We start from the raw sequence: 13,971 nt of genomic DNA on the forward strand, positions 1-13,971 counted from the left end.
TCTCCCGCACCCCCCACCCCACGCACCCCGGCGCCCTCGCACCAGGAAGCCGCGAGTCCGGCGCATGGGGCGCGTGGGGTGGCTCCGCTTGGCCGCGCTGCCACGGCCTCATCTAGCCTGGCTGCACGGTGCGCGCCGTCCGCACGGCGGCTGGAGGGCACGCCGCTGGCAGGCAGCGCACCACCGGCCGGCACGAACAACACGAGCGCGGGAGAACCGTTGTCCCGGAACACGGAGGAAGACGCCACCGGCGCGGGAGGCGGGGAGGAGCACGCCCTCGCGCCCGGCTCGTCTCCCGCCGCCAGCCGGCGCGGACACTGGCGCCACGCACGCTGGGTCGCCGCGGCACGGGCCCTGACAGCGGTGCTGGCGGTGCTGTGCGTGACGGTTCTGGCAACGGTCAGCACCCTGCGCACCACTGCCCTGGACCGCGGCTACTACCAGCAGGTGCTGGACGACGAACGGGCCTACGACAGGCTCTACGACGAGGTGCTCGTCGATCCGGAGGCCCAGCCGGTCACCCGCAGCCTGCTGGCGCGTCTGCCGGTGCCCGAGTCCGTGGTGACCGCGAACCTGAAGACGGTGCTGCCGCCCGCGACCGTGCGGGAGCTGACGGACGAGCAGATCGCGGCCGTCACGGCCTATCTGCGCGGTGAGACGGACACCTTGGCCGTCTCGGTCGATCTCACGCCCGTGCTGGCGAATCTGGACAAGCTCGCGGAGCTGTACCTCAGCGGACTGGTGTCCCAGGCACAGGGCAGGGAGAAGGCCGACTTCCCGGCAGCCGTCAAGAGCGTCGAGGCGGCGCTGGAAGACGTGGCCGCCGGGCGACGCCCCGCGGATCTGCCCACCGTCGAGCTGAGCGACTCGGCCGTGAAGGACGTCGGCGAACTGCTGCTCTCCGCTGTGCCCAAGGGCGAGCGGGCGGCGCTCCGACCGCAGATCGAGGCGGCGCTGGGGGTGGGTGACGTCGCCACCGCGCTGGCCGCGGCGGGGCCGCACCTGGTCGGCGGGCGTGCCGGGGACGGCGCGCAGGAGGGCGAACGGGAGCTGCTGCGGCTCACCGAGGGCGGCCGGTGGAACGTCGTGGACGACCTGGAGAGCACCGGGATGCACCTGGGCGCTCTGCAGTCCGCCCAGGACGTCACCCGCCTCGCGCTGGGACGGGTCTACACGCTCGCCGTCGTCCTCGGTGTCCTGTCCGTCGCCTTCCTGTGGATCACCGGGCCTCGCCGGCGGCTGCGCAGGCTGCGCACCATCGGCTGGAGTCTCGCGGCGGGTGGTCTGCTGACAGCGGGCCTCTTCCACTTCGTCCGGTGGAAGGCGGACGAGGTGTGGGGGCAGGCGCCCGGGTCGTGGCCGCCGTCGCTCGCGGCGCTGGTCGAGGATCTGGAGAGCACGGCGCTTGAGACCCTGACGCTCGCGGGCTTCTCCGCCGCCCTCGTCCCGCTGGTGGCGGGGTTGTCGATGGCCGCGCTGTCCTCGGTGCGGCGGCGTCCCCTGGCCGCGCGGTCGCTGACCGCCCGTGGCCGTACCAAGCTGCTGGCCGGGATGTCCGCGGTGACGACCACCGCGGTGGTCCTGGGCGTCACGTTCGTACCGGCTGCCGCGAGCGGCTCCGAGGAGATGTACTGCAACGGCTCCCGCCAGTCGTGCGAGCTGCGCTACGACCAGGCCGCCTACGTGGCCACCCACAACGCGATGTCGACGACCGCCGACCGCTTCATCAGCCCGCTCCAGGACGGCGACATCACCGCGCAGCTCGACAACGGCGCCCGTGCGCTGCTCATCGACACGCACACCTGGGAGCGGCCCGACCAGATCGCCGAGCGGCTGAAGCTGTCGGAGTTCGCGCCCGACATGCGCGAGGAGATCACCGGTCTCCTCGACAGGTCGCACCCGTCCAGGCCGGGGCTGTGGCTGTGCCACGCCGTCTGCCGGGGCGGCGCGATCCCGCTGGTGGACACCCTGCGCGACATCGGGTCCTGGCTCGACGAGCACCCGGGAGAGGTCGTCACCCTGATCGTCCAGGACGGCATCTCCGGCGAGCAGACGGCGTCCGCGTTCCACCAGGCCGGTCTGGACCGGCTGCTGTTCACCCCCGACGACGATCCGCAGGCGGCCTGGCCGACGTTGGGGCAGATGGTCGAGGACGACAAACGCCTCGTCGTCTTCGCGGAGCACGCCGACGGTCCGGCCGACTGGTACCGCAACTTCTACCGGTACGGCATGGAAACGCCCTACGCGTTCGCCAGGCCCGAGGACATGACCTGTGCGCAGAATCGCGGCGGGGAAGGCAAGCGACTCTTCCTGATGAACCACTTCGTCACCAGCGGCGGCGGCAGCAGGATCGACGCCCGGCAGGTCAACGCCGAGGACTTCGTCCTGGACCGCGCCCGGCGCTGCGAGGCCGAGCGCGGTCACCCGGTGAACTTCGTCGCCGTCGACTTCGCCAACCTCGGTGACGCCGCGGCCGCCGTCCACACCCTCAACGCCCGCCGCGACCCCTGAGGGCGTGGCCGGTGCTCGCCCCGTTCCCCCCGCCTGCGTGGGGAGTCTCGTCGCCTGGCTCGTTAGAGTTGCTCCTTGTGGTGGAGGCCATTGAGCGGCCGGCGCGACGGCTGACCAGCGCTTTGCCGCAAGGACGAGAGCCGAGGTGCGGGCGGGATCTCCCCGTCGGCCCGCTATGCGCAGTTTCGATACGCCACGTTCCGTCGCGAACTTTTCCGCCGGGCCGGGCATCGGACTCCGTGTACGGCACGGGAGCCGCCTGAGTCAGGGGGCGGCGGCTGTGCGCGCCCGGCGCAGGTTCGCGACGAGATGATCAGGAAGGGACGGCAGTGAGGGAACAACAGGAGCACACCGCGCGGGCGACCGGGCGGGCCGACGAGGCGGGGGCCGCCGCACGGCGGGTCGCCAGGGGGCCGCGCCTGGCGACGGTCGCCGCGGTGGGTCTGGCCGCAGCCCTCCTGACCGGATGTGGCGGGGAGGGGGCGGACGCGTCCGCCCCGAAGAAGGTCAACGGACAAGCAGCACCCGCGCCGGGTGACTCCCCTGGAGACAAGTCCGCGAAGAAGTCCGCCTCCCCCTCCGAGTCGTCGCGCTCCGAGGACGGGAAGGCCGGGAAAGGCAAGGAGCCGACGGACTCGCCGGGCAGCGGCGGCTCGGGCTCTTCCGGGCAGGAAGAGGGGTCGGGGCCCGGAGACGGGGGGCCCGGTACCGGGCCGTGCAAGACCTCGGGGCTCGCTTTCAGCAGCTCGCCCGGCATGGGTGAGGGCACGATGCTGGTGAACATGCGGAACACCGGCTCGGCCCCGTGCACGCTCCACGGCTTCCCCGGAGTCGACCTGCAGATGCGGGAGGGGTCGATCAGCGCGAACCGCAACAACGCCCCGGCTCCCTCGGTCAGCATCGAACCGGGCGAGGAGACCCGCTTCACCCTTCACTACCCGCCGAACGACACCGGTGGCAGCGGGGTGACCGTCAACAGCCTGACGGTCACCCCGCCCAACGAGACCGCCTCGCAGTCCGTACCGGCCACGATCAACCTGCCCGTCACCGACGGGACCGGCCCCGGGGTCACGGTCGGCCCTGTCGGCGCCGGCAAGTGAGCGCACCGGACGGCGTCGGGCCCGGCCCGGCGGGCGGCCACTCGGCCCGTCGCAGGACCGACCCGCACCGTGCGGGGCCGGCTGCCGTGCCGCGCGTCTGACGGCGCCCGACAGCGGCACCCCGCCGGGTCACAGGCGCCGGGAGACCTCCTGGGCGGCCTGGCAGACGGCGGGGGCGAAGCCCGGCAGCTGCTCACGGGTGACGAGAAACACCAGGGACGAGACGGAGACCGCGCCCATCGGGTAGCCCTCGGGGTCGAGGACGGGGGCGGCGAGTGAGCACACGGCCTCGTCCGCTTCCTCGTATTCGGTGGCGTAGCCCCTCTTGCGTACGAGGTCGAGCTCCGCGCGCAGCCCGTCCCGGTCGGTGAGGGTGTGCGGGGTGCGGGCGGGGAGTCCCGCCCGGTCCAGGAGGTTCTCGGTCTCGGCCTCCGGCAGGTGTGCGAGCAGCACTTTTCCCGCCGCGCTGGCGTGCAGCGGCAGCGGCGTTCCGACTTCGGTGGCGATGCGGTAGGCGTGCCCGGGGTCGACTTTGTGGGTGTATGTGGCGTGGTCGCCGCTGAGGACGGCGAGGTGCACGGCCTGCCCGAGCCGCTGTTGCAGAGCGCGCAGTACGGCGTCGATGCCGACGGAGTCGTCGGAGAAGACCTGCGCGGCCAGCGCGCGGAGTTGGAAGCCGACGCCGTAGCGCCCGTCGCCGTCGGCGACGACGTACCCCTCCTCCGTCAGAGTCGCGAGGATGCGGTGGGTGCTGGCCTTGGAGACGCCCGCGCACTCGGCGATGTCCTTGAGGCGGTGCGGGAGTTCGGGCCGTGCGACCGCTTGGAGCACGCGGAGTGCCTTGGCGACGGCGTTGCCCGCGGACACCGACTTCTCACGATCCATTGACCCTCCGTACGCCATCTGATTAGTTAGCAAACGATCCGCTGAACGGAACGCCAATCCATTCTACGGAACGCTTGGCGCACTCCGACCACCGCATCGTGCCCTTTTCACCACGCCCGCGAAAGGCGGCCGTGCATGTACGAACTACTCGTTTCCGGCGGCCTGTTGGCCGACCCGGAGCGCGGCACCATCCAGCGAGGCGATCTCGCCGTCCAGCACGGGAGGATCGCCCGCCTCGGCGCCCCGGGATCGCTCGAAGCCCAACAGACCGTGGACGCCACCGGGCTGCTGGTCTCCCCCGGCCTCATCGACCTGCACACACACGTCTACCCCCGGCGCACCGCGCTCGGCGTACCGGCCGACTCGGCGGGGGTCGAGCGAGGCGTCACCACGGTCGTCGACGCCGGCAGCTGCGGCAGCGACGACTGGACGCACTTCCGCGCCCACGTGATCGCCCCCGCCCGCACCCGGGTACGCGCCTGGCTCAACGTCTCCCGGCACGGGCTCGTCAAAGGCCACGCCGAACTGTCCGGCGGCCGCCGCGACCTGGACCCCGAGGCGAGTGACGCCCTGCTGCGCGCCGAGCCCGGGACCGTGTGCGGACTCAAGATCCGGATGAGCCGTTCCGTCCTCGGCGACAGCGGCCTCGCGCCGCTGCGCGCGGCCAAGGAACTGGCCGGCGCGCACGGCCTGCCCGTCATGGTGCACGTCGGCAACGAGCCTCCCGCCCTGGGCGAGGTACTGGAACTGCTCGGCGACGGCGACGTGGTCACCCACGCCTTCCACGGCAAGCCCGGCGGCCTCTTCGGCACGGGACCCGAGCCACTCCCCCAGGTGTGGGCGGCGCTGGAGCGCGGCGTACGGCTGGACGTCGGACACGGCAGCGCCAGCTTCGCGTTCCGCACGGCCAGGCGGGCCCTGGCCGCCGGGATCAGGCCCTGGACGGCCAGCACCGACCTGCACAACCGCAACACAGACGGCCCCGTGCACTCGCTCACCGAGACGCTGAGCAAACTGCTGGCGCTGGGAATGCCGCTCACCGAAGTGCTGGCCTGCGCGACCTCGCGGGCCGCCCGCGTACTCGGGGCCGGGGACGACCTCGGCACGCTGCGCCCCGGCGCGCTCGCGGACCTGAGCCTGCTGGAGTTGCGCGACGGCCCTGTGACGCTCGCCGACGCGGACGGCGAACAGTACGAGGGGGACCACCGCCTCCTGCCGCGCGGCGCCGTCGTCGCGGGCCGGCCCCACCTGGTCGCCCACCGGGAGGAGACGGTATGACCCCCGCTCCCCGGCGCGCCGCCGAGGTACTGGAACGGCTGGCGGCCAACGTCGCCGACACCACGCCCGTCGGCGCCGAGGACCGCGCCGAACTCGGCGAGTTGCTCCCCCTGATCCTGCTGCACGCCCGGGAGGAGCACGTACGCCTGGACGACGAGAGGCTGCTGGCCCTCGCCGTGCACGCGCTGGCCTTCGTCAGACGGGTCCGCGACCGCGAGAGCCTGCCGGAGCTCGACGGCCTCCTCTACGACGAAGTGCCCGCCGCCCGGCTGGCCGCGGCCAGGCGGCTCGTCGACGCCTACTGCGGCCCCCGCTCCTTCACCCCGCCCGACAGCGAGGTCCTGCTGTTCGCGCTGCACTTCGAGGTGGCGCACGCGTCCGCTTCCGAGACCCACTGAAGACACCAGGAGACACACATGAGCGTCAAAATCGTGATCGGGCACCGGCTGGGCAAAGGGCAGGCCGTCGCCGACGGGGTACGGGCCGCGGGCGCCGAACCCGTGCTGATCCCGGGGCCAGGCGCCGACATGAAGGTCGGGGACGTCATGGCCGCGGAAGGCGCCGCACTCGGCATCTCCTTCTGCGGCAGCGGCGGGGCCGGCGCGGTGACGGCGAAGGCCAAATACGGCCACGACATCGAGTTCGGCATGCGCACGGCCCAGGCGGGCGTCACCGCGGTCGAGCAAGGCCGCACCGTCCTCGGCTTCGGCTTCCTCGACAGCGAGGAGCTGGGCATCGCGGTCACCGAGGCGCTGCTGAAGAAGCTGGGGGAGAGCGCATGAAACACACCCGGCACATCCTGCGGCTCACCGGCACGGGCCCGACGCGCGACAAGGCGTTCGCCGACGCCATGGCCCGGGTGCGGCAGACCGCGGGCGAGCGCACCACCGGCGTGTGCTTCCGCGTGGAGCCGGTGGACCTGGAGGTCGTCGAGGCCGTCGAGCACCGCTGGCGGGAGCGCTTCTTGGGCCTGCTGTTCGCCCGTACCAGGTCCCGCTTCTCGCTGACGCTCCGCATAGAGGTGCGGGTCGCGGCGCTGGATCTGGACGCGGTCGACTTCACCGTGCGCGAGGAGCGGCTGACCCCGCTCCAGCACGCGCTGCGTATGAGGTGAGACGGCCGTGAACGAGACCCTCACCATCCTGCTGGAGTCCATGGTCATCGGCGCGCTCATCGGCTTCGGCGCCTCCGCCGGGGTGGCCCGCATGTTCCACGCGCCCAAGGTGCAGGGCATGGGCGCGTTCCGGACGCTGGGCGAACTGAACGCCTGCGAGAACGACCCGGTGGCGCACTTCTCCTTCGGCTTCGGGTTCTTCTTCAACGCCTGGGCCAGCGCGGTCGGCACCGGCGCACTGACCTCCGACGTGGACCACCGCATCGTGCCGCACTGGGCGGCCGCGCTGTCCATGACCCGCAACCGCAACCTCGCCGAGACGCTGCACAACCCGCGGCGCATGGCGTTCTTCGGCGCGGGCGTCGGCCTCGTCCTGGTCTCGGTGCTCAACACCACCGCCGCCTCGATCCCGCACTCGCTGCAGAAGGTCGCTGCCGAGGTGCTGGGGCCCGCGTCCGAGTGGCTGATCAACCCCGTGATGCCCATCGTGTTCTGGATGGCGGCCGTGGACGCGGGGCAGCGCACCGGCGGCTGGGGCACCGCGCTGGGCGGCCTGGCGCACGTCGTGATGGGCAACGCCGTCCCCGGGATCGTGCTCGGCATCGTCGTCGGCAAGGCCCTGGACGACCTGGGGCGCACCCGGGTGACCCGGGTGCTGGTGGGCGCCGTCGTGGCCCTCTTCGCCGTGAGCGCCCTGCTGCGCGGGGTGGACATCCAACTGCTCCAGCAGATGAAGGTCGACGTACCGCACTGGCTGAGCCGATTCCACGACGCGACCGGCACCACCCCGACGGACTGAGAGGCAGGAGCACAGGCATGGCGCACGCGGATTCCGGCGCGACTCCCGGCGCGGCGACCGCCGCCTCCGGCGCGCAGCGCACCCCCGCCACCCCGTCGAAGGCGCTCAAGATACCGGGCGAGGGCAGCTTCTGGCTCTCGGAGTGGGCCTTCCCGCTCTTCGTCGCCACCCTCGCGGCGGGCATCTTCACCGGCACACACCTCTACTACGTCTACCGCACCGGCACCTTCAGCGACGTCGCGGTCACCGCCCTCCTCAAGGGCGGCATGGAGAACGGGAGTTACGGGGCGGCGGCCGCCTTCGGCGCGGGCTTCCTCTTCGCCCGCGTCATCGAGGGCCCCATGGTGGGCATCCTCGACATCGGCGGCTCCCTGCAGACCGGCGTGGGCATCGGTATCCCCGCCATGCTGCTGGCGGGCGGCGTCACCGCACCTTTGGAGCACTTCTGGCTGGCGCTGCCCACCGGCGCGGTGATCGGATTCGCCATCGGCTGCGTGATCCTGCTGATCCGCCGCGCGACCGTCAACTCGACCGGCAACACCTCCACCTTCGGCGCCGACGTCATGATGGGCGCCGGCAACTCGGCGGGCCGCTATCTGGGGCCTCTGGTCATCATCGCCGCCGCGACCGCCTCCATCCCCGTGGGGCTCGGCTCCACCCTGGGCGCGCTGCTCTTCTACTGGTGGAAGAAGCCGCTGACCGGCGGCGCCATTCTCGGCGCGATGCTCTTCGGCCTGTTCTTCCCCCTCACCGGCAAGTGAACTCCCCCGTCACGACAGCGGAGAAAGGCACCATGACCGACTCCCTCTCCTCTTCCCCTACCCCCGCTCCCCCGCCCTCCCTGTACGAGGAACTGGGCCTGGCCCCCGCCCTCAACGGCAACGGCAAGATGACCGCGCTCGGCGGCAGCAGACTCAGCGACGGGGTGATCGCGGCGATGGCCGAGGCCGCACGCAGCCACGTGGTAATGGACGAGCTGCTCGTGGCGGCGGGCCGGGACCTGGCGGCGGCGACCGGCAGCCAGGACGTCTGCCCCACCACGGGCGCCGCGTCCGGTATCGCCCTGGCCGTCGCCGCGCTGATCGCCGGCGAGGATCTGGCCAGGATCGAGGCGCTGCCCGATCCGGGCGGCAGGCCCCACGAGGTCGTCCTGCCCAAGGGGCACGCGGTGCACTTCGGGGCCCCGGTCCGGCAGATGATCGCCCTCGGCGGCGGCAGGCCGGTCGAGGTCGGCTCGGCCAACAAGGTGCGCGCCGCGCACCTCGCCGGGGCGATCGGAGAGCGCACGGCGGCGCTGTTGTACGTCCAGTCGCACCACGCGGTCCACAAGGGCATGCCGTCCCTCGCGGAAGTGGTCGCGGTGGGCCGGGAGTACGGGGTGCCCGTGATCGTCGACGCGGCGGCGGAGGAGGACCCGCGGGCCTGGACCTCCACCGGCGCCGACCTGGTCGTCTTCAGCGGCGGCAAGGCTCTCGGCGGTCCGGCGTCCGGCCTCGTCTGCGGGTCCGCGGCGCTGGTCGCCGCCTGCCGGGCCCAGTACGCCGGCGTCGGCAGGCCGATGAAGGTCGGCAAGGAGACGGTGCTCGGGCTGGTGCGCGCGGTGCGGGAGCACGCCGCCCGCTCCGACGGCGGTCAGGATCTCCACAAGGGCCAGGGCGTCCACCACGACCGTATGGCACGGCTGGCTGCCCGGCTGGACACCCTGGCAGGCATCACGGCCCGCGTCGTGCCCGACGAGGCGGGCCGCGACATCCACCGGGCACAGCTGCTGGTCGATCCGGTGCGCGCGGGCCGGGACGCGACCGGGCTGGCAGCCGAACTCGCCGCTGGCAGCCCGCCGGTCTTCCTCCGCGACCACCACGCAGGCTCGGGCCGCCTGGCCGTGGACCCGCGCTGTCTGACACCGGACGAAGAGGAGGCGGTGGTGCGCCGCCTGACGGAGCTGCTCGGTGCCGCCCCACCGAACTGATCTCGCTGACCCGCACTGACTTCCGCCGAACCAGGCCTGCTCACCGTGCTCGGACGCCCCGGCGGCCGCCGCGCACGCACTGCCCCCGCCGCACAAGGCACCTACCCATGCAAGGAGATCATCCCGTGATGACGGTCGAACGACGCCTCAAGGTCACCGAAGCGGCAGGCCTGCACGCCCGCCCGGCGGCGGCCTTCGCCCAGGCGGCCGCCCAGGCGGCGGCCGAGGTGACCGTCGCCCGCGTGGACGCCGGGCCCGAGGCGGCCGGTGTCCCGGCCCACAGTGTGCTGTCGCTCATGACGCTCAACATCCGCTGCGGCGACGAGATCGTGCTGCGCGCCAGCGGAGACGACGCGGACAGCGCGCTGGAGACCCTCGTCCGTATCGCGGCCCCCGCGTGAGCGCCGCCCGGCAGCCGGCGGTGCCCGGCCCGAAGGACGCACCCGTCGCGGACCTCGGCTCCACCGCCCATCTGTCCGACGCCCTGCGGTCGGTCATCGACCGGCTGGAGACGGCGCGGATCGTACCGACCGTGCGGGCGCACGACGCGGAGAGCGCCGACCGGCTGGCCCACACGCTGTGGGGAGCCGGCGTGCGCGCCTTCGAGTTCACCGCGACCACGCCCGGCTGGCGGGAACTGGTCGCCAGGTGGACACGGCAGGAGCCCGGGGGCCTGCTGGGGCTGGGCACGGTCACCTCGGCGTCCGTCGCCGAGGCGGCGCTGGAGGCCGGCGCCCACTTCCTCGTCAGCCCGTTCCAGGTCCCCGAGGTGCGGCCGGTGGTGGACGCGGCCGACCGGCTGTTCGTCGAGGGCGGGCACAGTCCGACGGAGCTGCGGGCCGCCGCGCTGCGCGGCGTCGCCAAGCTCTTCCCCGCGCACGTGGGCGGCCTCGCGTATCTGCGCTCCCTGCGCTCGGTGCTGCCGGGAGCCCGGATCATGGCGACCGGCGGGGTGCGGCTGGAGACCGCCGCCGACTGGCTGGCCGCGGGTGCGTTCACCGTGAGTATCGGCAGGGAGCTGGCCGAGGCCGACGACGTGCCCGCCGCGCTGCAGCGGCTGCGCAAGCGGCAGGAAGCGGGCAGCGACGTCTGAGCGGGTGCCGCCCTGTCAGGCGGCCGGGCTCGGGCCCCGGCGACGAGCCGGGCTCCGCACGGACCGGGGCGGCGTTCGCGGGCGCCGCCCCCCAGGTGGGTCCGGGCGCCGCCCGCGCGTCGGCGGCCCGCACGGTCACAACTGGACGTCGCCGCACAGGTGCACCTCGACCCCCAGCTCGGCGAAGAGCGCCGCCTTGGCGCGCAGCGCCTTGTCCGCGGTGTCCGCGTCCGCGCCGTAGGCCACGTTGAGGTGGTTGGCGCGGTGCCGGGCCATGAACTGATCGCGGCTGACGCCGTGCAGCACGGCGTGCATGATCGGCCACTGCGGATTGGTGGCGTCCAGCCGCCGCCGGGTCTCCTCCCGCGGCAGCTCGACCGACGTACCGCGGCCGAGGTCGACGTGGAGACGGCCGTCCCTCACGAAGACCCGGGACCAGACGATCTCCCCGGGCTTGGAGACGCCGCTGAGGGTGCCGCCGCCGAGCGGGAAGAACATCGGGGGCTGCCGCATGCTGTACGACTTGTCGTAGCCGCCGTTGTGGGAGGCGGGCACCGATCCCGAGATCTCGAAGACCCACACGAACCGGCCCTCGTACTCCTCGCCCCACCTGATGTCGTGCAGCGTGGTGGCCGGGTCGAGGCCCATCGCCGTCCAGATGCGGTTGGTGACCAGCGAGTCGACGGCGACGCCCTCGTCCACCTCGTTGAAGTGCGGCAGCGGCACGCCCGGGTACAGCTCGCGGGAGCCGTCTCTGCTGCGGACAGCCGGGCGCTCGACGTTGTTGAGCAGTCCCTCCGCGAGGTCGCTGGCCGGCACGGTGTCCTTGAGCCCCTGCTGGTATTGGATGCCGACCGCGTCGAGCCCGAAGTCGTCGGCGATCCGCAGCGTGGCTATGTACATCCTGAACTGGCTGAGCAGCTGTGCGTCGGTCAGCTCGGTGGCCTCGTCCGTGCCGGTGTGGAACGTCATGCCCGCGCCGTCGAGCCAGTCGCGGACCTGCTGGGCCTCCTCGTCGGAGACCTTCCGCATCTCGGCGACCAGGGCGCTTTGGGACAGGCGCTCCTTGTAGACGCCGAGCGGGTTGAGGAGTTCGTCGTCGATGATGGCGTTGTACATGCCCATGCAGCCTTCGTCGAAGACGCCGATGATCGCCTTCTCGTGGCGCAGCTGCCGGGCGAGCGCCGCGCCCAGTTCCGTCTCCGGGTCACGCGGGAGCGCCGGCAGCGGGCGCACATGGCCTGTGTCGTGGCTGAGCGTTCCGGTCTCCAGCCAGGTGCGCAGCCCCTGCCGGGCCCAGTCGTCGGTGAAGTCGGCGCTCCACAGCACCGAGTAGTCCCGCCCCGCCTTGGTGAGACTCCCGGCCAGGTTCAGCAGTCCGACCAGCCCGGGGAACTCGCCGCTCCAGTTGGCGACGATCAGGACGGGCCCCCGGTGGCTGCGCAGTCCGGCAAGCACGTGATGGCTGTACTGCCAGACGCCCTCGACGACGATCAGCGGCGCGTCGGGCGGCAGCTGCTTGAAGACCTCGATGCCCGCCCGCTGGCTGTCGATGAACCCGTGCCCCTTGTCCGGGTCGACGTCGTGGCCCCTTCGCACGTTCCAGCCGGCGTCCACGAGGGCCGCGGCGAGGTCGCTCTCCAGCTTCTCCTGGGTGGGCCAGCAGGTGGTGTTGGCGGCGGGGCGCAGGTCTCCGCTGGCCACGGTGTAGACGGTGTGCGGCGCGGCGGCGGGCGGTTGGCTGGGCTCGGGGAGGGCGTAGGTGGTCATGCGGTCTCCGTTGGTCGTACTTCCGGCCCCGGGCGGGTCGGCGGATCGGAACAGCCGGCAGTCGGCCCCGACATGACCTGGGACAGTGGCAGAAATCGATTTCAGGGTCAAGAGAGCCCACAACAGCGACCGCACCCCGGGCCAAAAACCCGCGGAAGGGCCCGTATCCGCGCCGCCACCGACCGGAGAAGCCCACCTCTTGACACTCTCGGAGGCCCTCTCTACGTTTCGGTGAAATGGATTTCACGAGTCCGCGCCGCTGACCGGTGCCGCCTCGCTCCCCCCGTGCCCCACGGTGCCTGTCCGAGGACCGCGGCGCGCGCCACGTACCCCACCACGAGGGCAAGAGACGATGACGACCTTTGGACTCGACGGCCTCACCCGCACGACACGCACCGTGAGCCGTTCCATCAGCGCCGAGAACCGCACAGGCGCCAAGTCCGGCGGCGGCCGTGCCACGGAAGGCACCGGCGCGGTGGCGGCAGGACGGCTCGGACCGGGCTGGAAGATCTCCCCCAGCATCGACATCGCCCCCAAAGACAGCGCGGAGCTCGCCGACATCGAGGGCCCCGGCACCATCCGCCACCTGTGGTGCACCACCGACCCGCACGCGGCCTGGCGCAGCACCCTGCTGCGGATGTACTGGGAGGGCGAGGAGGAACCGGCCGTCGAGGTGCCGCTCGGTGACTTCTTCTGCAACGGCTGGAACGCCTTCAGCCAGGTCTCGTCCGTACCCGTAGCCGCCAACCCCAACGGCGGCTTCAACGCGTACTGGCCGATGCCCTTCCGGCGCCGGGCGCGTCTGACACTGGAGAACCTCGGCGCCGAGAAGGTCACCCTCTACTACCAGGTGGACTACGAGTTGGGCGACGTCGAGAAGGACGCGTCCTGGTTCCACGCCCAGTGGCGGCGCAGCCACCCGGTGCCCTACGGCGACGTGCACACCCTGCTCGACGGGGTGACGGGCGCGGGGTGCTACGTCGGCACCTATCTGGCCTGGGGCGTCAACAGCCCGGGGTGGTGGGGCGAGGGCGAGCTGAAGTTCTACCTCGACGGCGACACGTACCCCTCGGTCTGCGGCACCGGGACCGAGGACTACTTCGGCGGTGCCTGGAACTTCGACGTCCCCGGCCAGGGCTACACCTCCTACACCACCCCGTATCTCGGCCTGAACCAGATCCTGCGCCCTGACGGGCTCTACCGCAGCCAGCAGCGGTTCGGGATGTACCGCTGGCACGTCCTGGACCCGATCAGGTTCGGTGCGGACCTGCGGGTGACCGTGCAGAGCCTCGGCATCGGTCCGGGCCAGGGCAACGGCCTGCCGCACCGCTACCGGCACACCAGCGACGACATCGCCAGCACCTCACTGTTCTATCTCGACGCCCCCGCCTGCGCCTCCCGCCCCGCCACGCCGGATCTGACGGCACTCGAAGTCGACTGACCCCCGTCCCG

General features: G+C 72.4%; 14 protein-coding genes. 12 read left to right on the plus strand and 2 right to left on the minus strand.

Annotation, left to right across the window (positions count from 1 at the left end):
* Window positions 1-219 precede the first annotated feature (219 nt).
* Together DTL70_RS10675 and DTL70_RS10680 are read left to right on the plus strand one after the other, a co-directional pair.
* Complete coding sequence (locus DTL70_RS10675) at window positions 220-2,511, plus strand: phosphoinositide-specific phospholipase C-related protein (protein ID WP_245979246.1); 2,292 nt, start codon at window positions 220-222, stop codon at window positions 2,509-2,511.
* Window positions 2,512-2,840: 329 nt separating this feature from the next.
* On the plus strand, window positions 2,841-3,611 hold the full coding sequence (locus tag DTL70_RS10680) for a DUF4232 domain-containing protein (protein WP_114021638.1): 771 nt from the start codon (window positions 2,841-2,843) through the stop codon (window positions 3,609-3,611).
* A 129-nt stretch (window positions 3,612-3,740) separates the two neighbouring features.
* On the opposite strand, the gene DTL70_RS10685 is transcribed toward DTL70_RS10680, so the two are convergent.
* Window positions 3,741-4,496 (minus strand): IclR family transcriptional regulator, encoded by a 756-nt coding sequence (locus DTL70_RS10685; protein WP_181860876.1) that lies wholly within the window; start codon window positions 4,494-4,496, stop codon window positions 3,741-3,743.
* 135 nt (window positions 4,497-4,631) lie between these two features.
* Here DTL70_RS10685 and DTL70_RS10690 point away from each other — a divergent pair, with 135 nt between their 5' ends.
* From DTL70_RS10690 to DTL70_RS10730, 9 genes are all read left to right on the plus strand, one after another.
* Window positions 4,632-5,774, plus strand: coding sequence for an amidohydrolase/deacetylase family metallohydrolase (locus tag DTL70_RS10690; protein ID WP_114021640.1), 1,143 nt, complete (start codon window positions 4,632-4,634; stop codon window positions 5,772-5,774).
* The gene (locus DTL70_RS10695) at window positions 5,771-6,172 is read left to right on the plus strand and encodes a hypothetical protein (protein WP_114021641.1); all 402 of its coding nucleotides are present in this window, start codon (window positions 5,771-5,773) and stop codon (window positions 6,170-6,172) included. Before DTL70_RS10690 ends, DTL70_RS10695 begins: the two co-directional genes overlap by 4 nt.
* 18 nt (window positions 6,173-6,190) lie before the next feature.
* Entirely contained in the window at window positions 6,191-6,556 is a 366-nt protein-coding gene (locus DTL70_RS10700; RefSeq protein ID WP_114021642.1) for an SFCGS family glycine-rich protein, read from the plus strand.
* Window positions 6,553-6,888, plus strand: a complete 336-nt coding sequence (locus DTL70_RS10705) for a DUF4312 family protein (protein ID WP_114021643.1) — start codon at window positions 6,553-6,555, stop codon at window positions 6,886-6,888. The genes DTL70_RS10700 and DTL70_RS10705 overlap by 4 nt, the downstream gene beginning before the upstream one ends.
* 7 nt (window positions 6,889-6,895) lie before the next feature.
* Window positions 6,896-7,687, plus strand: coding sequence for a DUF4311 domain-containing protein (locus DTL70_RS10710; protein ID WP_114021644.1), 792 nt, complete (start codon window positions 6,896-6,898; stop codon window positions 7,685-7,687).
* A 17-nt stretch (window positions 7,688-7,704) separates the two neighbouring features.
* Window positions 7,705-8,448: a DUF4310 family protein gene (locus tag DTL70_RS10715; RefSeq protein ID WP_114021645.1), complete on the plus strand. Its 744-nt coding sequence runs from the start codon at window positions 7,705-7,707 to the stop codon at window positions 8,446-8,448.
* 32 nt (window positions 8,449-8,480) lie between these two features.
* Window positions 8,481-9,656, plus strand: a complete 1,176-nt coding sequence (locus DTL70_RS10720) for a DgaE family pyridoxal phosphate-dependent ammonia lyase (RefSeq protein WP_114021646.1) — start codon at window positions 8,481-8,483, stop codon at window positions 9,654-9,656.
* Window positions 9,657-9,784: 128 nt separating this feature from the next.
* Complete coding sequence (locus tag DTL70_RS10725) at window positions 9,785-10,057, plus strand: HPr family phosphocarrier protein (protein WP_114021647.1); 273 nt, start codon at window positions 9,785-9,787, stop codon at window positions 10,055-10,057.
* The gene (locus tag DTL70_RS10730; protein ID WP_220183602.1) at window positions 10,054-10,749 is read left to right on the plus strand and encodes a bifunctional 4-hydroxy-2-oxoglutarate aldolase/2-dehydro-3-deoxy-phosphogluconate aldolase; all 696 of its coding nucleotides are present in this window, start codon (window positions 10,054-10,056) and stop codon (window positions 10,747-10,749) included. Before DTL70_RS10725 ends, DTL70_RS10730 begins: the two co-directional genes overlap by 4 nt.
* A gap of 135 nt (window positions 10,750-10,884) precedes the next feature.
* Here the strand turns inward: DTL70_RS10730 and DTL70_RS10735 are convergent, their stop codons facing one another.
* Window positions 10,885-12,519 (minus strand): fucose isomerase, encoded by a 1,635-nt coding sequence (locus tag DTL70_RS10735; RefSeq protein ID WP_114021648.1) that lies wholly within the window; start codon window positions 12,517-12,519, stop codon window positions 10,885-10,887.
* A gap of 352 nt (window positions 12,520-12,871) precedes the next feature.
* Here DTL70_RS10735 and DTL70_RS10740 point away from each other — a divergent pair, with 352 nt between their 5' ends.
* Window positions 12,872-13,960, plus strand: a complete 1,089-nt coding sequence (locus DTL70_RS10740) for a glycoside hydrolase family 172 protein (protein ID WP_114021649.1) — start codon at window positions 12,872-12,874, stop codon at window positions 13,958-13,960.
* Window positions 13,961-13,971: the final 11 nt, after the last annotated feature.

It is taken from the genome of Streptomyces diacarni (genome assembly GCF_003323715.1).
Lineage (GTDB): Bacteria > Actinomycetota > Actinomycetes > Streptomycetales > Streptomycetaceae > Streptomyces > Streptomyces diacarni.